Consider the following 22511-nt stretch of genomic DNA (forward strand, 5'->3'; position numbering starts at 1 on the left):
GATTTAACGCTCCTAAATAGATTGAATTTCTATGACTAAATGCTTGTCGATAAGCTGAGACAAGGCGGGCTTGCAAGAACCACAGTTGGTGCCGCACTTTAATGCTTCACCAAGCTCTGCCACCGAACTACAGCCTTCTTCAACGGCATTTGTAATGGTCTTTTCTCGTACTTCAAAGCAGCTACAAACTACATCGCCATTTAGAAACGCTTCATCCACCTGGCCTCGCAATAAATTGCGCTGTATGTCTGTGGAAATAGATGTATTGAGAAGACTGGCTAGCCATTCGTTAGGTACTGACCATGTGCTTGTTGAATGTGGCGCTGCCGCCGCTGTTGTATGTGCGTCTGCTGGAGCCCTTGCAGTCTTTTCTGGCTCATTGCCTAAAAACGCCGCGAAACAGAGTACGTCATCGACAAGTGCTAAGCATACTGAGTATGCATGGTGATGAAACTGCAATAGCACCGCGTTTTGCGGCAGCAGAGGTATCAACCCTTGTGTAAAATCTCGACGACCTTTGTTCGAAGCTACGTTTAATACTGATAGCGCTTCTTCAGTACTACTTTCTTTTGATGTAGCGCTTTCGGCCTCAAGCGGAGTTTTGTTCCAGTAATCACACATTTCCTTTAGCGTATCATGATTATCAATGTTTGGATTATCAATGCTTGTTTTTAAGCTGTGTGACGATTGTATTTTTGATGAAAAAAAGAGTTTCCCATAGGTAGCGTAATGTACAGGCGCAATGGCCACAGCAGCGTGTTTTAATTCAGGCTGCCCTGAAATAGGGTCTACCGCGCTGGCGTAAAGTGCACCTAGCTTACTGTGAGACCCCCATTGTGCCGACCAATGAATGGGAATGAATACTTCCCCTTTGCGCATATCCGTATCCATTTTTACAGGGTAGATAACTGGGGCGTCTTTACATACTGCACTTGAAAGAGAAACAAGATCTCCGCTTTCAACGCCCAATTCAGCTGCATCTTTAGGGTTGATATGCACGTATGCGCTGGGCATATGGGCAAGTAACTTTGCGGCTTTACCTGTGCGCGTCATAGTATGCCATTGATCTCGCGCTCGACCGCTGTTAACTACAAAAGGGTAAGCATCTGATGTCACCTGCAATGGCGCTTTATAGGTTACTGGGATGAGCTTAGCTTTACCGCTAGGCGTCGAAAACTGCTTATCTTCAAAGGGGCGCTTGCTAATAAGATTAGGCTTATTGTTTGCTTCGAGCTTAGCGCCAGGTGAAGACGTATTTAAAGCTGCGTTATAAAAAGGCCACTGAACAGGTGATAGACCATTGTACTGAGCTTCACTAAGCCCTTGCAAAGGTGATAGGTCTAACTGGCGTTTACCATTATTGTGATAGCCAGTTAAGCCAGCGTATTCGCAGAATATTTGTGACGGATGGGTAAAGTTGAATGCCTCGCCAAAACCCATTTTAGCCGCCACGTTACACATGGTTTGCCAATCGTGTTTTGCACTTCCAGGTGGGGGCAATATACCGCGCTGACGTGAAATACGGCGCTCTGAGTTCGTCACTGTGCCGTCTTTTTCCGACCACCCCGTGGCAGGAAGGGCAATGTGAGCGTAGTTAAGCGTATCATTCGATTCAACAATATCAGACACTACGACCATCTCGCACTTTGAAAGTGCGCGCTCAACTTGCCCGCGATTGGGCATACTGACAACAGGGTTAGTACCCATTATCCAAACGAATTTAACCTTGCCACTTTCTATTGCGTTAAAGAGGTCTACAGCTTTGAGCCCCTGCCCTTTGGGCATAACAGGTGCGTCCCAGTAGGTTTTTACTGCTTCGATATGCTCAGGGTTTTCTAAATCCATGTGGGCAGCTAGCATGTTAGCTAAACCACCGACTTCACGCCCCCCCATGGCATTGGGCTGACCTGTGATGGAAAACGGCCCACACCCGTCTTTGGCAATCAAGTCTGTAGCTAGGTGGCAGTTAATAATGGCTTGGGCTTTATCTACGCCAGCAGAAGACTGGTTCACGCCCATAGAATAAAAAGTAATGGCACTAGATGCTTCACAGAATGCGCCGAAAAAAGCCTTAACCTTGCTTTTTTCTATACCGCATACGCTAGCCACGTCATCCAGCGTTAAGCTACTCGCACTTTCAAGCGCTTTATCAAGCCCCTCGGCATAGGTCTCTACGGTGGTCCTATCTATTCTACCTTGTGCGTTTGCATAGCTTAGCAAGCCGTTAAACAGCGCTACGTCGCTACCTGGTTTTATAGGAAGGTGTAAGTCGGCTATCGTACAGGTTTCGGTTTTGCGCGGGTCGACGACAATGACTTTCATATTTGGGTTCTTCAGCTTTGCTCGCTGAATGCGCTGAAAAAGCACGGGGTGCGCCCACGCCGTATTGCTGCCGGTGATGACTAATAAATCTGTACACTCTAAGTCGGTGTAATCACAAGGCACCACGTCTTCACCAAAGGCGCGCTTATAAGCGGCTACGGCTGATGACATGCAAAGACGAGAGTTGGTATCTATATTGGCACTGCCGATATAACCTTTCATAAGTTTATTGGCAATGTAATAGTCTTCGGTGAGAAGCTGGCCTGATACATAAAAAGCAACGGCATCCGCGCCATACTGCGCAATGGTAGATGTGATCTTATCCGCAATAACATCGGTGGCCGTGTCCCAATCCACCGGTTGACCTGCTATGGTTGGGTGTAGCAAACGTCCATTTAGGTCATTTGTTTCAAGCAGGTTGGTTCCTTTAACACACAATCTTCCATAATTGGCGGGATGCTCTGGCGTGCCTTTAACAGTGTCCAGGGTTATGGCACGCGTGCTTACGTTGCAACTGATATCTACACCACACCCTACGCCGCAGTAAGGGCATGTTGTTTGTCTTAATTGTTCAGACATCATGTCGGGTTGTCGTGTAGCCATATTCATGTCATTACCTTTTTCGATTTCGCAGTAATTGAATGCGTTTTTGCAAGAAGGTTTTATTCATATGGGCATTCAAATAAGGGCTGTTCGCTTAAATGCCTACAAATACCTTCTCGCCCTCTACCTTTACAGGGTAAGCCGTGACGAATACATCATCGTGCTCTTTACACAGCCCCGTTTCTAAAAAGTAATGCTCTTTGTACAGCGGCGAAGCGACAACTGGTGCGCCGCCTATCGACCCCAAAAGCCCACGATAAAGCACGTTTGCTTTACCAATAGGATCGTAGTTACTAATGGCAAAAACCTGAGTTTCGCCCTTTATTTTCAAGCAAAAAAGCGCTACTTGCTGTGAGTCAACAAGGGCGCAAACGCCACTGTTTGTCACTAGGTCCTTCGTCTCACAAACAAGGTGCCATTGCACTGCCTGTTCCGACGCTATTATGTTTTGCGCAGCTGTCATAATTTGTATCTCCTAACAAGGTTGATAAGCCAGTGGCTACACCATTAAGTCTATGGGCTACACCATAGAGACGGGAATAAATTGCTCCTTCCCTGCTACTTTTTCAGCTTCCGTGGCTGGGCGAACCTGTCCGCGCTCTGAAACAAACTGAATATTGGTGTCGCTGGCACTACTGTTTACAAATTGACGGAAACGCTTACGAGATTCAGGATCTTCAATAGTGGTTTTCCATTCGCACTGATAAGCATCAACCACAGCATCCATCTGTGCTTCAAGCTCACCATTAATGCCAAGAGCATCGTTTATCACAACGTCTTGCAAGTAAGCTAAACCGCCTTCTAAGTTATCCATCCACACCGATGTGCGCTGTAAGCGGTCGGCCGTTTTCACATAAAACATCAGCACGCGGTCGATGTACTTAATAAGGGTTTCGGTATCTAGGTCGGTGGCAAACAGGTCTGCATGTCGAGGCTTCATGCCGCCATTCCCGCACACATACAGGTTCCAACCTTGCTCGGTAGCAATAACGCCAATGTCTTTGCTTTGGGCTTCTGCGCACTCACGGGTACACCCCGAGACGGCAAATTTAATTTTGTGCGGCGCACGTAAGCCTTTATAACGATTCTCTAAGTCAATGGCAGTGCCAACAGAATCCTGTACACCGTAGCGGCACCATGTGCTGCCCACACACGATTTCACTGTACGCAGTGCCTTCGCGTAAGCATGGCCGGTTTCAAAACCACCAGCGACCAGTTTTTCCCAGATATCCGGTAAGTGCTCTACGCGCGCACCAAATAAATCAATGCGCTGACCACCCGTGATCTTGGTGTACAGGTTGTATTCTTTTGCCACTTCGCCGAGCAGAATCAACTTCTCAGGCGTTATTTCGCCACCAGGTACACGCGGTACAACCGAGTAAGTTCCATCTTTTTGCATGTTGCCAAGGTAGATATCGTTGGTGTCTTGCAGAGGAAGATGTGAAGCCTTAAGAATGTAGTCGTTATACACCGAGGCTAAAATTGAGCCGACAGCAGGTTTACAAATTTCACAACCTAAACCTTCACCATGCTGTTCAAGTAGTTCGTCGAAGGTGCGAATGCCGTTAACTTTAACAATGTGAAACAGCTCTTGTCGGGTGTGGTTGAAGTGCTCACAAATGGCTTTTGATACTTCCACACCGCGCTTTTCAAGCTCGCAATCCACTACATTTTTAAGCAGGGCGGCACAACCACCACACCCTGTGCTGGCTTTGGTTTCGCCTTTTACATCGCCAACGCTGCAGCAGCCACCTTCTATAGCTGAGACAATGTCGCCCTTTGTCACGTTTAGACACGAACAAATAGAGGCGGTGTCCGGCAGTGCATCGGCACCTAATGCTGGTGCGGCATCGGATGATGGAAGAATGAGGCTCTCTGGATGTTCAGGCAGTTCGATGCCGTTAAGCGCATATTGTAATAGCGTATCGTAGTCGCTGGTATCACCAACGAGTACAGCACCAAGCACGAGCTTTTGTTCGCTATCTATTACCAGCTTTTTATACACGCCATCAGGCTGATTCAAATAGGTGTAGCTTAGAGCACCTTCTGTACGTTCGTGTGCATCGCCAATGGAGCCCACTTCCACACCCATTAGTTTGAGTTTGGTACTCATGTCTGCGCCAGCGAACTCGGCATCGCCGCCGGTGATATGACTTACTGCGGTTCGCGCCATGGTGTAGCCAGGTGCAACCAGGCCAAAAATTTTGTTATCCCACAGTGCACATTCGCCCACCGCGTAAATATTAGGGTCAGACGTCAAGCAGTGGCTATCAATGACAATACCGCCGCGCTCACCCAGTGTTAGCGCTGACTTTCTGCCGAGCTGATCAGAAGGTCGAATACCGGCAGAGAATAAAATCATATCAGTTTCTAGTGCAGTGCCGTCTGCAAACACCATTTTATAGCGGCAAGTATCACCGGCCTCGATAGTTTGGGTTGCTTTTTGGGTATGAACGGTTACGCCTAAATCTTCAATTTTGTCTTTAAGCACGGTCCCACCGGCTTGGTCTAGCTGCACTGCCATAAGCTGTGGCGCAAATTCGACCACGTGAGTATCTAGCCCAGCTTGCTTTAAGGCATTCGCTGCCTCTAAACCTAGAAGACCGCCACCTACGACAACACCTACTTTGCTCACCGCTGCTGACGCTTCAATAGCGAGCAGGTCGTCTATGGTGCGATAGACCAAGCAATGCTCTTGGTCGTTCCCGGGAATGGGAGGCACGAAAGGATAAGAACCGGTGGCAAGAACCAGCTTGTCGTAGTTGAACACCTGCCCTTCTGAAGTCGTAACTTTATTATGGTCACGGTCAATATCGGTCACTAAGGCATTGGTGACTACGTTTACGCCCCATTCGGCGTACTGAGCGGGTGTAGTAAGCGCTAAGTCATCAGCACTCGCGCCGCTAAAAAAAGATGACAGATAAACGCGGTCGTACGCGAGGCGTGACTCGCCGCATAAAACGGTTATTTCTACATTGGCATCGCTTTGGTGAAGCTGCTCAACAAAATGATGCCCCACCATGCCGTTGCCTACGACGACAATTTGCGTTTTTGAGTCCAATGAAGTCATGGTATTCCCCTTTTTTCGGGACAAAAAAAAGCCCGCTTCAACTTTCGTTGATGCGGGCTTCGTTGCCTATTTTGCTAATACTGACACTTAAGATCAGCATACTCTAGCTAACACATTTTACGGAGTGTTATAAATCACACAATTTTCAGCGATTGACACAAATCACCAAAACACACTTTACGTTTATAGCTATCCAAGTTCAGTGCCAAAAACGTAAACAATTGTTTTTATTTGATTTACTACAAAATAAGCATTATACAGACTTCACAACTGCACCAAACAAACGCAAAACTGTGTTTACTTGGTGCATTAAGCGCTATCAAATAACTTAGGCGAGTTTATCCGTCGCTACGCGGTAGCGAGGGTCTTCAACTACGTTAATTTCAACAAATTTGTCGGCCTTGCGAAGCAGTGAACGACACTCATCGCTGATGTGACGAATGTGAAGCTTTTTACCCTGCTCTTCGTATTTATCTGCAAGGGTATCTAGTGCATCGATACCTGATGAATCCCAAATACGTGAGTCTTTAAAGTCAATAACTACATCGTTAGGGTCGTTAGCGATATCAAACAAGTCTTTGAAATGCGATACCGAGCCAAAGAAAAGTGGGCCATCTAGTTCATAGACTTTCCAGCCGTCGTTATCAATGTGCGACTTCGCTTCGATATGGCGAGCGTGTTTCCATGCAAATACTAGGGCTGAAACGATAACACCCACAACCACCGCAATGGCAAGGTCGGCAATAACCGTAACGCCTGTCACTAGAAATAGCACAAAGGCATCTTCTTTGTTTACGCCGCGAATAATTCTGAATGACGCCCATTCGAAGGTAGCGATAACTACGACGAACATCACGCCAACAAGAGCAGCAAGCGGGATCATTTCAATAAGCGGTGCAGCAAATAGAATGAAGCCCAATAGTACAAGTGCAGCAGTAATACCGGATAAGCGACCACGGCCGCCAGAGTTTATATTGATCATGCTTTGACCAATCATGGCACAACCGCCCATACCGCCAAAGAAACCGTTAACGGTATTTGCAACACCTTGGCCAACACACTCTTTATTGCCTCGACCGCGGGTGTCGGTCATTTCATCAATTAATGAAAGAGTAAGAAGCGATTCAATAAGACCGACTAAGCAAAGAATCACTGAGGTTGGTAGTACTATCATGAATGTTTCCCAGGTGAACGGCACCATGGGAATAGCAAAGCTAGGAAGTTCACCCGCTAGCGTCGCGGTGTCGCGCTGGTCAGCAGGTAACAAGTCACGAACAAAGTCGATTACCGTGCGTGCTTCTAAGTCGAGACCGTGTACTAACAACGTCACCGTAACAATCGCTACAAGCGACGCAGGTACGGCTTTAGTTAGCTTAGGCAACAAATAGATTATGGCCATGGTTAACGCCACAAGACCTAGCATCCAATAAAGTAATGTACCTTCCATCCACTGTAACTCACCAGTAGCGTTAGTGACTTTGAACTGGCCTAATTGCGCCAAGAAAATTACGATCGCCAAACCATTTACGAAGCCTAGCATTACCGGATATGGCACCAGGCGGATGAACTTTCCGAGCTTGAATATACCGCACATAATTTGCAGTAAGCCGGCTAAAATAACCGCGGCGAATAGATATTGCACGCCGTGTTGGGCAACCAGTGCCACCATTACAACGGCCATGGCGCCGGTAGCACCAGAAATCATTCCTGGTCGCCCACCAATAGCGGAAGTGATTAAGCCCATCATGAAAGCCGCATAAAGACCAATCATTGGTTCTACGCCGGCTACAAATGCAAATGCTACGGCTTCAGGGACCAAGGCAAGCGCCACGGTAATACCTGATAGCACGTCGTTTTTAACGTTGCTGTCTTTACTGGTAATTAAATCGAACATGTTCTCTCAGAAGCTAAGATGTTAAACACAACAACCCACCATGGCGTACACCGCGCTATAGCAGAACACCAAGTAGGTAGGAGATTTTTTCGGCGATTCTATCATCATTGTCGCTTAAAATCTTTTAATAGATTGTTACTAGGGCCTGTTGAACGTTGATGTACAGCAAAGATCAACAGGCCCCAGCCTGAACTACTCGGCATTTACGTGATAAGCGCAGGGCTCTTTGCCCCCTTCCTTATGCCGTGAGCTTGTCAATATTTCATGTACGGTTTCAGGGCTTAATTTAATAGCGAATGCTGACAAATTGCATCGTACATGGCATCGTGTAATGGTTTTTATCAACCGCGTCGTTCAATACGCTTCGATTTCTAATACGGGGCTACGATAAGACGTCGCAATAAGGCACATGTCTTATTCAACGAGGAGTTAAAGTGGTACCTTATATTCTGACTATTTTGTGCGTGCTAGTGGCAGGCGCTATTCATTGGATGTCGCCGAAGGCTTATTGGAAAGCCACTATCATGTCGACCGCCGTAATTTTACTATTTTCTGTAGCGGCATTGTTTATTTTTAAAGCATCAGGAATGCTGGTTAGCGAGCACACTGGCGAGAATGCTGATTTTTCTGGGCAAATGTTAACCATCACCACAATGATTGCCTTCTTCGGTTTTTTGATTTCGCTGTTTGTGGGCTGGTTTCTTCGCGTAGTCAGAAACTAATCTGGAAGTAAAACCACATAATTTGCAAGGCTGCACCATTTTGGCGCAGCCTCTTTCTTCCCGACGTCTTTCACCTTCCCGCCCCCTTATAAAGTTACCTTAAGTAAAAGTTTCAGCCACACCGGATGCCGCTAGATATCAGCATTCAGAGCGTTTTTGTTCACTCTGGCATTTATCTTCATTAATTCTAATAAACAGGGCATAAGTGTTGCTTGTTGCTTAAATTGAAGAACGAAGAGTTTCAAACATGGTTTCCGCATAAAAACGCATCTATCGAGATAAATGCGAAACGTATTTGCCAACAAGCAGCAGGCCTTAATATGCTTCATGAACCTGAACCGACCATTGCACTTTGTAGCGACGCGACTAAGCGTTTTTTGTTAGCGGCTAAGGTCGCTGAAATCACCGTGCTTGAGCAGCTTTCTAGCAACTGTCGTATTGTCATTGCGGTTCGTGAACTCATTCATGAATTACAAAAAGAGCGCGGGGCCAGCAATATCTTTCTTGCTTCAAAAGGCGAGCGCTATGGCAGAGAGCGAATGCAATATGTTACTGCCAGCGAACAAGCGGAATCCATGCTGAAAAGCCAATTAAAAGCCTTGTATCTGACTGATGAGATCATCACAGGTAACCCGCGTTTGCTGAGCAGCATTACACTCGCTATGCAGGCTACAGACTATTTGCCTCGCTTGAGAGAGCAAGTGAGCAAACAGCAGCTAACACCGCTTGAATCTACGCGCGCTTACAGCCGTCTGGTGGCTAGTTTACTTACTGTTATTTTTGAAGCTGCGGATATCGCGAGCGACCCGACAATTACACGCTTACTGGTTGCCTTATTTAATTTTATGCAGGCTAAAGAGTATGCAGGGCAAGAACGCGCGTGGGGCGCAATAGGTTTTGCGGAAACCCATTTTGATGCGCGCCTGTGCGAAAAGCTTACAGCACTTCAACAGGCCCAAGACCAACACTTCAGTATTTTTAGTGAGTTCAGTTGTGAACCGCACAAAGACGCACTCGATGCGTTAAACAAGAGCCCTGCAACAATTAATATCACGCAGCTTAGAAATATGATTGCACAACTTAGTGACGGCAGCCCCATTGCCGGTGAAATATCAGAAGTTTGGTTTGATGTGGCAACACGTCGTATTGATGCAATGCAGACTATCGAGGTTGCGCTCACCGAAGCCCTGACACAGCAGGCCAACAATAAAGTAGCCGAGGCAAAACATGAAATGGCGAACCACCAACAACTCCTTACGCGCTTCAATGATGAGCATGCTACTGATGGCTCACCACTTACCTTATTGTTCGACCCAAGCATGCCGGGCTTAGCGGAAGACACGAAAGAAGACGAAAACAAAACGCTTTCACTCAGCGAGCAGACAAAAACGTTATCTGCACACCGCTCTTTTTATGATTTACTGCGTTCACAAGCCCAACACATAGAAGACATGGGACGAGAACTCGAAGAAGCTAAGCGAGCAATCCAAGATCAGAAGCTGATAAGCCGAGCAAAGCTGGTCGTGATGGAGCAATTTGAGCTAAGCGAAAACACTGCGTATCGCCGACTGCAAAAACAAGCCATGAGCGAAAATACAACCATCGCGGCCATTGCCGCTAAGATAGTAAATATTGCCGCCAAAAGCGCACAACGCCCCTCAGCAAATGGGCCTCGAAAAAGGTAGATAATAGGATAAAAGACATCCTTGTCACTACTCCTACACACAATACTTTTTTACATACTCAAGCCGTGCGACTTGTACCATTTCCCTTTATATAAGCGCTCTATGACAGCAGGGTGTTCCCAACTGAACAAATATAGATAGTCGTTATTGACAAGGTCCTGCAGCATTTTGTGCTTTTGAACAATGTCATAAATTTTCGTATTCGGGGCCACAATGTAAACGCTTAGACGTTCAGGCTGATGAACCCATCGTTGACCGTTGTAAAGCGATTGTTTTGACAAACCAATACGCAAGTCACCGGAGTTACCTTCGAAAACCCCAATATTATTGTGAAGTGCGTTATGCAGGACCTTATTGCCGCTGCCTAGCTTGTTGTTGTCTGCTACAGACGCGTTGTATTGGCTATTAATCCAATTCGTCACAATCATGGGCGCCGTCATTAAAGTTTCCAATATCGATGAGTCTCGATCTGTTTGCCACGCATAGTCATGCAGGAAGGTCTTCCCTTCAAGATCAACGCCACGGGTCCTGCCTCTTGGCCCAATAATAAACGAGGAATTCCCAGCAAGCCCCCATTCGGGCTGAACCTGTGACCAATCACTCGCTCTGTGTTGAAAGCGTTGATTACGCTTTTTATCGGATTCAAACGGCAGATTTTTACTGTAGTGTTTCGCGCGTTCCTTTTGCGCTTGGTGCTTTGCATCAATAAGCAAGTTTTTAAGTTTCTCTGGAACAGGGCTATCGAAACACTCGATATCGTCGGTTGTGGTATTGTGTAAAGCGGGAATAAATCGTGTATTGCCAGCAATTTTATAGCCCATTGCTATAAGCGATTTACGCACGTCGCTGTCGTTGAGCAACTGAGCAAGTACCCTAACATTTACTTCGCCGGATTGACCTCCGCACGCGCCACAGTCAAGGCCAGCCGCATGCAAATTATTTCTTGATTTACTCCCATGACCAACCAGTAAAACCGTTGGTGCGAATATGGATATTCCCATCATTTTTAGCGCACCGGCCGCTAGAGCAACTTTATCCTCAAGGCCAATAGGGCCTTCTTTATTACTAATTTCCCATTCGCAATGGTGACTTAGGGCGTTAATTGGATTTTCTTTGCTTGATGGAAGCAAGGTGTTCTTCAGCAATTTGAAGGCGTACCACCAGCCTGCTGACTCAACCATTGAGAAACTGCCAAGAGGCGATTTACTCCATTTATGCCACATCGCTCGATGTTGCGTCATCTCAGCTCTATGGGCAACCACATTCTTCTCATTCACTCTAAGCTGCGGTGAGAGAAGCCCGGGTAACTGGGGTCTTTCGGCATCAGTGTGCTTTGGCGCATAAGAAATGGGCATTCCGAAAAAGCCTGCAAAGCCCATAGTTTTTATTGTGGGGCTTTTTAATTCTAGCGTTCGACGTATTACCTCTGAGCGTACATCGATACAAAATATTGCTTGCGTGTCGGGAGCAAGCTGCTTTGCTGGTGACGCAGAAGTTAGCTTAGATTGAAGACGCTGTTGTTGCTCATATTCATAGGCATACATCATCACCCAAAGCCCCCGCTCGGCCTCTTTTTGCCGCGCTATGCGTGAAGCTAACTGTCTAATGAGAAAGCCAAAACGTACATGAACCTGCTGTGCTTTATCCTTATCAAATTCACGATAATAGCGATAAACAATGAGCTCCCACGCCAAACGGATAGCTAATAAACCTTGCAGTTCATTGCACTCCTTAAGCCACGTTCTATATGCGATATAAGAGGACCAACCGTTTAGGTTCATAATCAGCGCATAAAAATAATCTTTAGCGTGTTGTGAAGAAATGTTTAGCTCATCTACTGCTTCTTTTAACAGCGTATCAACGTCACTCGGCAAAGAACTAAATATTTTTTTCAGGCTCTTCGTATTCATTAAAACGCTAATACCACTATCGTGTTTAAGACCGTTCAACCAGCTTTTATAAAGGGTATTTGCAGGAGTATTTCCCTCAATTTGCACTAACGGTGATTCGTGCTGAAAATAGGCAGCACAAAACTGACTTATCTGAAATATACATTCTTCTTCCCATGTCATTTCATTATTGCTGCGATAAGCGTCGAAGTGTTTCGTAAGCAAAGGTAAGGTCACAGCAGAGCGTTCATTTTCCATTGACGCAATAAATATATCTTTATTTACGCCAACATCATATTGCGCCAAACTATGCTCTATGGCTTTATCTGAAATAGCGCCTTCTTTATAAAGGTCAAGCCAGTAAGATGCGGGCATCAATGCAGTAATACCCGTGAGTGCATGAACCCTTGCCGATACATCTTGAAAAGGCTTGTCGATAAGCTTCCAAAAGGGGTTTACCGCAATTAGCTTATCGAGAGGAAAATTAGGCGCGACACTGCCACAGGCTTCTGCTGCCGCTCGCTGGATACGCTTTTCATCAAGACTCGACGTATTGAGAGATACGATTGCCATTATTTGCTCCCTATCTGTGTAATTGACGCTGATTTCTGACGCTTTCCTGTGTTTTGCCTAAGTGTAACTGGGGCAATTTTAAGTGTGATCTTGGTAAACCATTCATCAAGGTAAAGCCCACCGAAAAGCAATTGCTTAAACTGTTGCACTGTTTTTTTGTGCCCGTAGGAAAGCATGACTAAATGAATAATAAAAAGTGCTGCAATAATGCTCACCACCCATGTATCAACGGGTGAGAACATGTCAGCTGGCTGCGGGTAGCGATAAAGAATCGTTTCAGCAACAAAGGCTTTAACGTAGCTGTAGAGAGTAACCAAGCCAATTGAAACACCCACTAGGATATAGAGCTGAGTCTGATCCGACGTTGCGGTTCGCATGGCAATGTAAGCAGTAAACGCTAAGGTAACGAGAACCCAAGGGCTTGCAGGGCCTTGATACTCGGTGAGTGAGAAACTTGCTAGTACTATCAGCGAGGTAACGAACAGCGCGTTTAACCAATCTGCAAATGTAGGTGTTCGCTGTGCACTGATATCATGCTCAAGTGCTTCATAAACCGCTGAACCTGAGTTTAAAAACGCGTATGCCTTATAAAACGAGTGGGCAACGAGGTGAATTAACGCGAGCGCATAAAGCCCAAGGGCACATTCTATAAGCATTAGTCCCATTTGTGACGACGTTGACCACGCAAGGCGAACCTTAACCGTGACACGGGTGGTCATTGCTAATGCGCTGAAAAATACGCTTAGGCCTGCTCCAATACCCAATATCCACTGGGCTTCAGAATAAAGTGAAATTAGCGGTGCGAAGGCTAATAAGAGGTATCCCCCTAAATTAATAACGCCTGCGTGAAGTAATGCGCTGACAGGTGTTGGTGCTTCAACAATATTAATTAGCCACCCATGTGCAGGTAATTGGGCACACTTAATTAGTGCGGCAAACGAAATAAGGCATGCTGCAAATAGTGAGTAAGAGGATTGCTGCGCACTGAGAGTTAAAGCGACAACGCCGTTTGCTTCACCGGCAGAGGCATTACTTATAAGTGTAAAAATGTCGTTGATATATAGCGTGTCAAAAGCGCTATATAAAAGAATAAACGCGCCAGCCATCAGCAACTCGGATGCTCTGGCTAGTATGAACTTCTTGTGAGCCGCCACAACTGCTCGCGACCTTTCCGGATAAAGAAGTAACAACCTGTGCAGAGAAAGACTAACCGAGAGCCAACCTAACCAAAAGATCACAAAGTGATTAGCTAGTATTGTTACCACAACTGATGCCAAGGTTAGCTGCATCCATTTTAAGAATCGAGGATAACATGCTTCGCCCACAAAATAGTTTCTTGAGAATCGCATTAAAATCACACCAATGATAACTACTGTTAAGATAACTGCGGATTTCACTGGCGAGAGTGTCACTATCATACTATCGAGGCTGGGTGAGGCTGGTGAAAATAGCCCCACCAGAAGAGAGAGCGAAAATAGTGCTATGGTGCCCCAAATCGCCACTCGCTCAACGTATAGCTTTGAAAATACTGTGTTCTTCGAGCCGCTGAACCATGACATGGCAGTCAAAAATAGCGGTAGTAAAATTAGTAAAAATGAACTTGTTTGAGACGACATGCAATCCTCCTTTTCCTGCCTTGAAGTAGAGCACGCCCAAGTAATTATAAAAAATATATAATTAGAACAAATTCATTCTATTTAATTTAATTGTTAAAATTAACTCACGGATAAAATCATTTATATTCAGAAAATTAGGGGAATTTGTTAATTTTATAGTTCTAAAATATATATCACTTTCATTTAAATAATCCATTTTGATTAATTTTAAAGACATTGCATGATGCACTTAGAAAAAACTGCTGAGAACTTCATGAATTACAAAACTTCTGTACTGCGCTTTCCAAAAGACGTTGCTACTGCTGCGGAGCTTATAAGGCAAGGTGAATGCGTTGCTTTAAAAACCGAAACTGTCTACGGGCTAGCAGCCGACGCAACGAACGAAGATGCAATTGGAAGAGTATTTGAAGCAAAAGGTAGACCTGCTGATAACCCGTTGATAGTGCATATTGAAAGCGTTGATGACATGTCACATTGGGCCAAAGACATACCGGATATTGCGTACAAGTTAGCAGACGTTTTTTGGCCTGGCCCCTTGTCTTTGTTGTTGAAAAAGCAGCATTGGGTATCAGATAAAGTGACGGGCGGCCACGACACTATTGTGCTTCGAGCTCCTGCAAGTGAAAACTTTATGTCGCTAATCCGGGCTACGAAAAAAGGCTTGGCAGCCCCCTCTGCTAACAAATATAAATTCATTAGCCCCACCTGTGCAGAGCATGTTTTGAGATCACTAGACGGACGTATTGCTGCCGTTGTAGATGGTGGCCAATCAGGTGTTGGTATCGAATCGACTATTTTAGATATTACGACACCCATTCCCACTATTGTTCGCCCCGGACCTATCGATGATTTGATGATAGAGCAAGCGCTGAGCGAGCCTGTTAAGTATGCCGACAACTTAGGTGTGACCGTACCCGGTAGCGCCAAACAACACTACCAGCCGAACACCCCTGTGCAATTACTTTCAACAGAGGCGTTGTCCAAAATGCAGCTTCGTGCTGATGAAGGGGTGATTTCCCACACGGCTGATTCAGTAAATGTGAAAAGTAAAAACTGCAATGTATTGCGACTACCTAGAGATCCCGCTAAGTACAGTGCGCATTTCTACTCGTCTCTTTATCAACTCGATATGCAGAGTTTACGCTGTATATATTTAGAGGAAACGCCTAGCGATAACTCGTGGTTAGCGATAAACAATCGAATAGGCCGAGTCGTGGCTAGATAGCGGTTCTATCTATTACGTCATAACCGTGATGTCGCTTTTGGCGTTATCAATGAGCTTTTGAACTTGGGGTGTTATTTTCTTTTTAGCGAGTGTTACAGCATAAAAATGCTCGTATGCATCTGGTAAACTCTGCTGAACATAAAGAAGACCATTGGCAACTTCGTCTCGAACAACAACAGACGGCATTACAGAATAAGCGCCACTATCTCTCGCGAGAAGCCTCAGCATTGCCATATCGTTAGTTTCAGCTTTTACGTTGGGCGTATATTGTGCTCGAGCACAAGCAATACTAAAGGCCGAGCGTATTTCACTGTTTTGCGAAGGAAGGACCCACGAGGCATCAGCATAGCTCTGAGGAAATTTTCTTGCTTTTCGGGGTTTTGCCGGTCCAATTATTTCAATAGCTTGTCGAGAGACTAATTCACTGTGCCAAATGCCTTTTTGTTGACCTAGCTCTATATTGTGGTTCGTAAGAATAATATCGAAGCGAAAGCTAGATAGACCGTCAAGAAGATTACTTAAGCCAGCCGTCTGCAACGAGAAAGTGGTAAATTTGTCGTTTATTAATGGCAAAGTAAAGCTTTCTACAAAGTTTCTCGATAAGTTAGAAAGAACACCAATAGCCACATGGCTGGACTGAGAGGGAATACCTTTATTTATCAGGTTTTCTAGCTCTTCTCCCTTTGAAAATATTTCATCCGCATACTCTAAAACCTGCTTCCCTTGAGAGGTAAGTATTAACTTTCGCCCCTCTCTTTTCAGTAAGGTTACACCTAAATTCTCTTGGAATTGTTTAAGTTGCGCTGAAATTGCAGACTGAGACAAGTGAATCTCGTTTGCCACCTGAGTGAGGTTCCCGGTATTTGCTACACGCCAGAAATAGTAAAGGTGGTGATAGTTCATTCTAGCCATGTACAAAACCCTAATAACTTAAGCGAAATAACCACGTTAAACAAAACGTTTACTGACGCTCATAATATGCAATAAATCAAAAGGCTGCAGCCTTTCTAATATAAAGATTATAAAGGAAAAGCCGTGGCTTTCGCTCATTCATTTCGCTGAAGTAGACCTTTACAATTTCGCATGTGTTTTTTAACTACCTTCAACAAAGGCCAAGTCTTAAGCCAATTTTTAGACCTTACTCGCTGTTCAAAAACATCAGACCTTGGATATTTGGGATTAATACTTATCGTTCCAGCAAAGTTTGCTTCTAAGCCAAAGGGGCAGATTATGTCTACATCATCATTCGCTAAGAGGCGAACCGCTACGCAGGTTTCCTTCTCTATCCAATATGAAATGGCGTCATGACAACTTCGATAAGCAGAGTGATTATGTGCCAGATGCATACGCGCTTGGTTTTTAACCTGCCAGTTAGCGTGTGGTACGAGGCGGGAGAGTTCATGTTGAAACAATTGCTCCTGCGACTTAATTGCATATAGCGCTTCATGGTAAAAATCTAATTGGGAAAGTGATTCTTTTGTGCTTTTATATTCAGCGCTACTGTTGGGTATAGTAACTTTATCGCAAAAGTAAACGACATCGATATCATTTAGTGGGGTAGGCGAAACCTTTTGATGTAGTTCATCCCAAATGGCATTTCGAACAAACCCTGCGCCAATATACCCTTGTGGTAATGCAAGGGTACGTAAGGCACGAAGGCACCGCATTTTAAAGGGATCGCGCTTGATTATCTCACCGAGTCGTTTACACAACTCATCTTGTTTAGGCTTCACGTTTGATACGCAGTTTGCGTTTCCACTTAATAACATAAAAGCAAAACGCCGCCATGCTTCCACCGGCAAACCATCCTGCGATAATATCACTCGGCCAATGCACACCGAGTAAAACGCGGCTCAGCCCAATACAAAACACCAGGAAGGCGGTGGCAACATAAATCCATATTCGCACTTTCGTACTTTGCGATAATTGCGTGAGTAAATTCGCCAGATAGAAGTATACCAGGGTAGATAGCGTAGCGTGCGCCGATGGAAAGCTTTGCGTGTACACATCAACATGCTGCATGGTAAGCGATGGACGCGGCCTATCGATACCTGCTTTTAGTAAAAATGTCATCGCAATTCCCGCTGCTACAGCACTAACAAACGTTAACGCCTTTTTCTTCTCTCCCGCCATGCCCAAGGCTCCAGCGACTGATACCACCACGAAAATAAGCACCGTATTGCTGCCTAGCGCTGTGGTATCTCTAAGCACATCGCCCCGCCAGCCTTCCACACTACCAAGGGTACTAAGCGCTTCAAATACGCTGTTGTCAAAAGACGTTAGCACGCCCATATAAACAAAGAGCATCACAAGTAAAAAACCAGTTCCCAAGAATAATACTTGAATGGCTGGGGTCTTAATAAAATCGACGTACGGGGCAAACGTACCGCTATTTTTCATATCGCTGCTTTCCATTTCACTCATTCTGTTCCACTTCCAATCGTTACGATAAAAAGCGTTATTTTTTGTACTTGCTCCCACCGAGGCAATCAGGAGAAGTTAGAGGCTGTCCGCCACGCGCTTCCCACTCGGAGGGTGTATATGTATGAAGTGCTAACGCATGTACCGGCCCTTGTAGCGCCTCAGCAGCAAGGCCGTTGATTTCTCTATGCCTGGCAATCAGTCGTTTTCCTTCGAAGGCATCACTCACCACTGTCACTTTAAAGTGGCTTTGCGCCCCATCGGGCACATTATGCATAAAACTTTCATCAACCACTTCTAAATAACTCGGGCTAAGTGCTGTTTCAATAGTTGACTCAAGAAACGTTTTTACTTGCATTTTGGCTTACCTTGCTCTTTGAATAAGATGTCGAAATGTAAGGTTAATTCTACCACCGATAGGCTTAGCCGTCTTCGCAATACCATGTACATAATGGCTTTGTGTTGCTCCTGCCATAATCAATACGCTGCCGTGCTCAAGTACTTGCGTATACTTTTCTTTTGTTTCTTTATGTTTAAAGACAAACGGTCTTGCTTCACCTAACGTCACTGAAGCAATAACAGGGTTCATGCCTAACTCAGGCTCGTCATCAGAATGAAAGCTCATGCTGTCTTTACCATCTCGATACCAGTTAGCAAGAACACTGTTAAACCGTGTGCCGTAACTTTGTGCACACAGAGCCTCGCACTTTGCTTTTATTGACGAAAGACTCTTCGTCCATGGGTTTGGCGCCATGGTTAAATTAGAGTAGGTATAGGTGCACTCTGGGTCGCCATGCCAGCTTTGTAAGCGCGGTATTTTTACCGACTTTCCAAATAACTTAATCGTGTCCTGTTGCCAAGGAAGTTCATTTTTTAACAAGGCAAAGAAGCTATCTGCGTCATCTTGCGACAATGCACTGGGAAAGTACCTAACATCAGCCTCGGATAATGGCAGTTTATAAGGCGACGCTTCGTTTCGGGGTGCCTCAAATAGAGAGTATTGCATACGTACGTTTTTCGCTTCCCTTGGTGCTTAGTCTTAGCTTAATAATGAAAGTCAGTGTTATCTATGCTTAACTTTATGCTGCTAAATACGCAAGCACCGTGTAAGTGGATTGATTTTTTGACCTCCCATCCTTTCGCTGATTCAGGAAATGTCTTTCATTCCGGCATGCTTCAGTAAAACAGCAGCAGTTATTGGCTAGAGTGCTACCGAGGGTATGATAAGATACACACTTATAATTCATCAAATGCACATTCGCTTTAGTGAATGTCGTGAGCCTTTCCTAAAATACAGACGCTAATGAATACAGAATTTATTTTTGCCGACCGACAATTCTCACTTATTCGCTACCCTGAAAAGCATCAACATATAAGCCTTCAGGCTTGGGATAGTGCCGACGAACTCATTATTGAGCACATTGAATCGTTATTGAGTGAAGGAGCTTTTCCAATCGGTACCGGTGAAAGTGATGGCTCAATGATGATCTTTAACGATGATTTTGGTGCGTTAGGCTGCTGGTTCTCGCATTTAGCGCCTTACTGGGTATCTGACTCTTACATATCATTGCGTTCTTTACACGAGAACCTAAAAGCTAACCAATTATTAGATACATCAGATAATGATAAATCAGAGGCGCTAAAAACGGCTCCTGTGCAAACACTTACCAGTGTTGAAAGTTCAACGTTTTCTCCAGCAGAAGCTCCCCAAATTATTGTAGTAAAAGTCCCACGTGCACTTGCGCTGCTAGAACAGCAGCTTATTGACTTACAGAAATATATTACACCTGACACTCAGATCATCGCGACGGGCAAAGTAAAAGCCATCACAAAATCTGTGCTCAACCTTTTTGAGCGATATATTGGCCCCACAACCACTTCTCTTGCAAAAAAGAAATCGCGGCTAATTTTCGCTTCGCCTCGACCATCTTTAAAGCAGGCTGACTCGCCTTACCCTACCCGCTGGCAGTGTAAAAGCACAACAGGTATAACGCTAAACATAGATAACCTAGCCAACACATTTGCACGTCAGTCATTAGATATTGGTGCGCGCATTATGTTAGAGCACATGACGATAAGTGCTAATGACGTGGTGGTAGATTTAGGTTGCGGTAATGGCGTATTGGGCGTCAATGCATTGTCTCTTGCGCCGGATGCCAAGGTTATATTTGTGGATGAGTCTTATATGGCGTTAGAGAGCGCAAGACTAAACGTGCTCAATAACTTTCCAGATAAGATCGATCAGTGTGAATTTGTGGCAAGTAACTGTTTAGAAACCCTTCTGCAGCGTGAATACAAACCCGCTGTTACCAAAATATTGTGTAACCCACCGTTTCATCAACAAAACGCCATTACCGATCATATTGCATGGCAGATGTTCACCGATTCACGAGAATTGCTTATAAAAAGTGGGCATCTTGTTGTGGTGGGTAACCGGCACCTGGACTATCACATTAAACTTAAAAAATTGTTCGGTGGTGCCAAGGTACTTGCGAGCGATAAAAAGTTCGTTATCTTAGGCACTGCGAAACGCTAGGTGCGAAAAAGAAATACGCGAATTAAGGATTAAATTTAAAGGCATTTTTATGAGAAAAATACTTTTACCACTGCTAACGGTCGTTATGTTGATAGGCAGCAGTTCAGCAGCTATGGCAAAGAAAGACGATGGCTCTCAGGTTCAGCCAGATAACTATTATCCACGGGTAAAGATTGAAACTACCATGGGTGATATCGTGGTAGAATTGGACAGAAGACGTGCGCCCATTACGGTAAATAACTTCCTTCGCTATGTAGATAAGCGTGCTTATGAAGACACCATTTTTCATCGCATTGTGCCGGGCTTTGTGGTGCAAGGTGGCGGTTATACGACCGACTTCAATGGCAAATCAAATTTCCCCGATATCTTTAACGAGTCTGGTAACGGTTTGACCAACGACCTACACACCATAGCAATGGCGAGACAGGGTGACCCGCATACGGCAAATCGTCAGTTTTTCTTTAACGTAAATGACAACAGTAGCTTAAACCCGGGCAGAGATTGGGGCTACGCAGTGTTTGGCGTGATTGTGGACGGTGAAGATATTGTTGATGCCATGTCGGAAGTAGAAACCGAATACTCAATCCGCTTAAACGCGAATAACGTTCCGATTGAACCAATCATTATTAAAAAAATGACCGTGCTACCGCCGTTGTAACGCTAGGGCAAAATTACGGTAAGAACTTTTGAAAAAAACAGCCATAGAGGACGTTCCTTTATGGCTGTAAATCCAGCCTAAACAAATGCTGCTTTGGGAAGGTTTTATCGAAGTAAAATCCCAGCTTTTTGAATCCTAAACGTTGTAAAAGCCTTTGCGATGCCATATTTTCTGGGTGGGTCATCGCGGTTAAAAAGCGATATCCTTCGGAAGCAGACCAGGCTATAACGCACTGACATGCCGCATAACATATGCCACGACCTCTTGCCTCTAGCAGCATAGCAAAGCCTAAATCAGGACACTCAAACGCAAAACGATTAAATAGCCCACAAACGCCCAAAGGCTGTTTCGTGTCTGTCGCCTCAACGGCAAGCAGGCCATATCCCCACTCTTCTCTTTGCGCATTTGTTCTGCCGATATAATCGCACGCATTGTCTAGTGTATTGACATTTTTACTTCCAATATATTTAAGCCATAACGGGTCCTGCTGAAGCGCAAGTACCCACTGCTTATCGTCGAAAGTAAGGGGCCGCAATGTAATATCATTCCTTGTAAAAATAGAGCTATTTGTATTCACAATGAACCTTTCGCATGAGCGCTTTCGTTATTTATAAACACTAGCCCTTTGCTAAAATATTGTCTATGCGCTTGATAGCTTCATTATTCACTTTTGCCGCCCGCGGATAATTCGGTTTTGCCCTGTCATTTACCCTTGGATGCTCCCACAGCGAGGTATGAGTTACAAAACGCTCAACTTCTTTAATGCCACCGTGTTCTAAACAGCCGGCCAAGCAGGTGTCAACGTACGTCTGGTGAACGGGAAATTCTTCACTTGCTGGTTCGCACGCTAGGGTTTCACAAATCCAGAAGGTGAATTGAGACAGCACATTGTCTATCAACGAAGACTCATCGGGTTCATGAAGGTGAAAATTAAGCGCGCTGGGACTTACCTCAACAAACCGATAATCTTTTTCTCGCTCCTGTAAGGCAGGGTTAATAAGGGTAGGTATGAGCTGGGCATTTAATTTGCTGTGCGAGTTGGCCAATGCGCCAACGTAAGTCTGTTTTTCTTGAAGACTACGCGTTACCCACGCCCGTTCAAAGCCTGAAACCGTTACAGGGATCCCTTTTGTGAAAATGTTCGAGTAGCGCTCTCGACTCTCTTTACTTAGCAAGCTTCCATAACCTAACACCATGTGTTTTTCACTTTGAGTATTTAGCCAACTCGCCAATTCAATCATTGTCACCTCTATTCCGTAGCCAGTTTCAGATGTTCATAATACCAATCCGCATAGAT

Annotated in this window: 18 protein-coding genes; 5 read left to right on the top strand and 13 right to left on the bottom strand. The window is 45.0% G+C overall.

Going from position 1 to position 22511, the window contains the following annotated elements:
- Positions 1-12: 12 nt before the first annotated feature.
- From GVO62_RS12730 to GVO62_RS12745, 4 genes are all read right to left on the bottom strand, one after another.
- Positions 13-2931, bottom strand: a complete 2919-nt coding sequence (locus tag GVO62_RS12730; RefSeq protein ID WP_159119563.1) for a nitrate reductase — start codon at positions 2929-2931, stop codon at positions 13-15.
- A gap of 88 nt (positions 2932-3019) precedes the next feature.
- The gene (gene nirD, locus GVO62_RS12735) at positions 3020-3388 is read right to left on the bottom strand and encodes a nitrite reductase small subunit NirD (RefSeq protein ID WP_159119564.1); all 369 of its coding nucleotides are present in this window, start codon (positions 3386-3388) and stop codon (positions 3020-3022) included.
- A 57-nt stretch (positions 3389-3445) separates the two neighbouring features.
- Complete coding sequence (gene nirB, locus GVO62_RS12740; protein ID WP_159119565.1) at positions 3446-5995, bottom strand: nitrite reductase large subunit NirB; 2550 nt, start codon at positions 5993-5995, stop codon at positions 3446-3448.
- Between the two features lie 328 nt (positions 5996-6323).
- A complete protein-coding gene (locus tag GVO62_RS12745; RefSeq protein ID WP_159119566.1) occupies positions 6324-7889 on the bottom strand; it encodes a SulP family inorganic anion transporter in 1566 nt (521 codons plus the stop codon).
- A gap of 434 nt (positions 7890-8323) precedes the next feature.
- Here GVO62_RS12745 and GVO62_RS12750 point away from each other — a divergent pair, with 434 nt between their 5' ends.
- A complete protein-coding gene (locus GVO62_RS12750; protein WP_014948232.1) occupies positions 8324-8611 on the top strand; it encodes a hypothetical protein in 288 nt (95 codons plus the stop codon).
- Between the two features lie 320 nt (positions 8612-8931).
- The gene (locus GVO62_RS12755) at positions 8932-10296 is read left to right on the top strand and encodes a nitrate regulatory protein (protein WP_159119577.1); all 1365 of its coding nucleotides are present in this window, start codon (positions 8932-8934) and stop codon (positions 10294-10296) included.
- A gap of 50 nt (positions 10297-10346) precedes the next feature.
- Here GVO62_RS12755 and GVO62_RS12760 read toward each other — a convergent pair whose 3' ends face one another.
- Positions 10347-12758, bottom strand: a complete 2412-nt coding sequence (locus GVO62_RS12760; RefSeq protein WP_159119567.1) for a DUF2309 domain-containing protein — start codon at positions 12756-12758, stop codon at positions 10347-10349.
- A complete protein-coding gene (locus GVO62_RS12765; RefSeq protein WP_159119568.1) occupies positions 12758-14374 on the bottom strand; it encodes an NADH-quinone oxidoreductase subunit L in 1617 nt (538 codons plus the stop codon). The genes GVO62_RS12760 and GVO62_RS12765 overlap by 1 nt, the downstream gene beginning before the upstream one ends.
- A gap of 220 nt (positions 14375-14594) precedes the next feature.
- Here GVO62_RS12765 and GVO62_RS12770 point away from each other — a divergent pair, with 220 nt between their 5' ends.
- On the top strand, positions 14595-15599 hold the full coding sequence (locus GVO62_RS12770; protein ID WP_159119569.1) for an L-threonylcarbamoyladenylate synthase: 1005 nt from the start codon (positions 14595-14597) through the stop codon (positions 15597-15599).
- A 12-nt stretch (positions 15600-15611) separates the two neighbouring features.
- On the opposite strand, the gene GVO62_RS12775 is transcribed toward GVO62_RS12770, so the two are convergent.
- The 5 genes from GVO62_RS12775 to GVO62_RS12795 all read right to left on the bottom strand — a co-directional run bounded on the left by GVO62_RS12775 (position 15612) and on the right by GVO62_RS12795 (position 19026).
- Positions 15612-16511 carry a LysR family transcriptional regulator gene (locus GVO62_RS12775; RefSeq protein WP_159119570.1) on the bottom strand — a complete coding sequence of 300 codons (900 nt, stop codon included), beginning with the start codon at positions 16509-16511 and terminating at the stop codon, positions 15612-15614.
- Between the two features lie 134 nt (positions 16512-16645).
- The gene (locus GVO62_RS12780; RefSeq protein WP_173360126.1) at positions 16646-17266 is read right to left on the bottom strand and encodes a nucleotidyltransferase family protein; all 621 of its coding nucleotides are present in this window, start codon (positions 17264-17266) and stop codon (positions 16646-16648) included.
- Between the two features lie 55 nt (positions 17267-17321).
- The gene (locus GVO62_RS12785) at positions 17322-18023 is read right to left on the bottom strand and encodes a phosphatase PAP2 family protein (RefSeq protein ID WP_236547151.1); all 702 of its coding nucleotides are present in this window, start codon (positions 18021-18023) and stop codon (positions 17322-17324) included.
- Positions 18024-18057: 34 nt separating this feature from the next.
- Complete coding sequence (locus GVO62_RS12790; RefSeq protein ID WP_159119572.1) at positions 18058-18378, bottom strand: BolA family protein; 321 nt, start codon at positions 18376-18378, stop codon at positions 18058-18060.
- A 6-nt stretch (positions 18379-18384) separates the two neighbouring features.
- Entirely contained in the window at positions 18385-19026 is a 642-nt protein-coding gene (locus tag GVO62_RS12795) for an alpha-ketoglutarate-dependent dioxygenase AlkB family protein (RefSeq protein ID WP_105930780.1), read from the bottom strand.
- A gap of 297 nt (positions 19027-19323) precedes the next feature.
- Between GVO62_RS12795 and GVO62_RS12800 the strand changes: the two genes are divergently transcribed.
- Both GVO62_RS12800 and GVO62_RS12805 read left to right on the top strand, forming a co-directional pair.
- The gene (locus tag GVO62_RS12800; RefSeq protein ID WP_159119573.1) at positions 19324-20556 is read left to right on the top strand and encodes a methyltransferase; all 1233 of its coding nucleotides are present in this window, start codon (positions 19324-19326) and stop codon (positions 20554-20556) included.
- Positions 20557-20605: 49 nt separating this feature from the next.
- Complete coding sequence (locus GVO62_RS12805) at positions 20606-21214, top strand: peptidylprolyl isomerase (protein ID WP_159119574.1); 609 nt, start codon at positions 20606-20608, stop codon at positions 21212-21214.
- Positions 21215-21272: 58 nt separating this feature from the next.
- Here the strand turns inward: GVO62_RS12805 and GVO62_RS12810 are convergent, their stop codons facing one another.
- Both GVO62_RS12810 and GVO62_RS12815 read right to left on the bottom strand, forming a co-directional pair.
- Positions 21273-21791, bottom strand: coding sequence for a GNAT family N-acetyltransferase (locus GVO62_RS12810; RefSeq protein ID WP_159119575.1), 519 nt, complete (start codon positions 21789-21791; stop codon positions 21273-21275).
- 40 nt (positions 21792-21831) lie between these two features.
- Entirely contained in the window at positions 21832-22455 is a 624-nt protein-coding gene (locus GVO62_RS12815) for a gamma-glutamylcyclotransferase (protein ID WP_159119579.1), read from the bottom strand.
- Between the last annotated feature and the right edge of the window lie 56 nt (positions 22456-22511).

It is taken from the genome of Alteromonas sp. KUL150 (assembly GCF_009811475.1).
Classification (GTDB): Bacteria; Pseudomonadota; Gammaproteobacteria; order Enterobacterales; family Alteromonadaceae; genus Alteromonas; species Alteromonas gracilis.

Excerpts from the sequence above, each read along its gene's own strand:
- GVO62_RS12815 (WP_159119579.1), bottom strand. The coding sequence starts at position 22,455 with ATGATTGAATTGGCGAGTTGGCTAAATACTCAAAGTGAAAAACACATG.
- GVO62_RS12790 (WP_159119572.1), bottom strand. The coding sequence starts at position 18,378 with ATGCAAGTAAAAACGTTTCTTGAGTCAACTATTGAAACAGCACTTAGC.
- GVO62_RS12805 (WP_159119574.1), top strand. The coding sequence starts at position 20,606 with ATGAGAAAAATACTTTTACCACTGCTAACGGTCGTTATGTTGATAGGC.
- GVO62_RS12755 (WP_159119577.1), top strand. The coding sequence starts at position 8,932 with ATGCTTCATGAACCTGAACCGACCATTGCACTTTGTAGCGACGCGACT.
- GVO62_RS12795 (WP_105930780.1), bottom strand. The coding sequence starts at position 19,026 with ATGCAATACTCTCTATTTGAGGCACCCCGAAACGAAGCGTCGCCTTAT.
- GVO62_RS12785 (WP_236547151.1), bottom strand. The coding sequence starts at position 18,023 with ATGAGTGAAATGGAAAGCAGCGATATGAAAAATAGCGGTACGTTTGCC.
- GVO62_RS12730 (WP_159119563.1), bottom strand. The coding sequence starts at position 2,931 with ATGAATATGGCTACACGACAACCCGACATGATGTCTGAACAATTAAGA.
- nirB (WP_159119565.1), bottom strand. The coding sequence starts at position 5,995 with ATGACTTCATTGGACTCAAAAACGCAAATTGTCGTCGTAGGCAACGGC.
- GVO62_RS12745 (WP_159119566.1), bottom strand. The coding sequence starts at position 7,889 with ATGTTCGATTTAATTACCAGTAAAGACAGCAACGTTAAAAACGACGTG.
- GVO62_RS12770 (WP_159119569.1), top strand. The coding sequence starts at position 14,595 with ATGATGCACTTAGAAAAAACTGCTGAGAACTTCATGAATTACAAAACT.
- GVO62_RS12800 (WP_159119573.1), top strand. The coding sequence starts at position 19,324 with ATGAATACAGAATTTATTTTTGCCGACCGACAATTCTCACTTATTCGC.
- GVO62_RS12765 (WP_159119568.1), bottom strand. The coding sequence starts at position 14,374 with ATGTCGTCTCAAACAAGTTCATTTTTACTAATTTTACTACCGCTATTT.
- GVO62_RS12775 (WP_159119570.1), bottom strand. The coding sequence starts at position 16,511 with ATGGCTAGAATGAACTATCACCACCTTTACTATTTCTGGCGTGTAGCA.
- nirD (WP_159119564.1), bottom strand. The coding sequence starts at position 3,388 with ATGACAGCTGCGCAAAACATAATAGCGTCGGAACAGGCAGTGCAATGG.
- GVO62_RS12780 (WP_173360126.1), bottom strand. The coding sequence starts at position 17,266 with ATGCGGTGCCTTCGTGCCTTACGTACCCTTGCATTACCACAAGGGTAT.
- GVO62_RS12760 (WP_159119567.1), bottom strand. The coding sequence starts at position 12,758 with ATGGCAATCGTATCTCTCAATACGTCGAGTCTTGATGAAAAGCGTATC.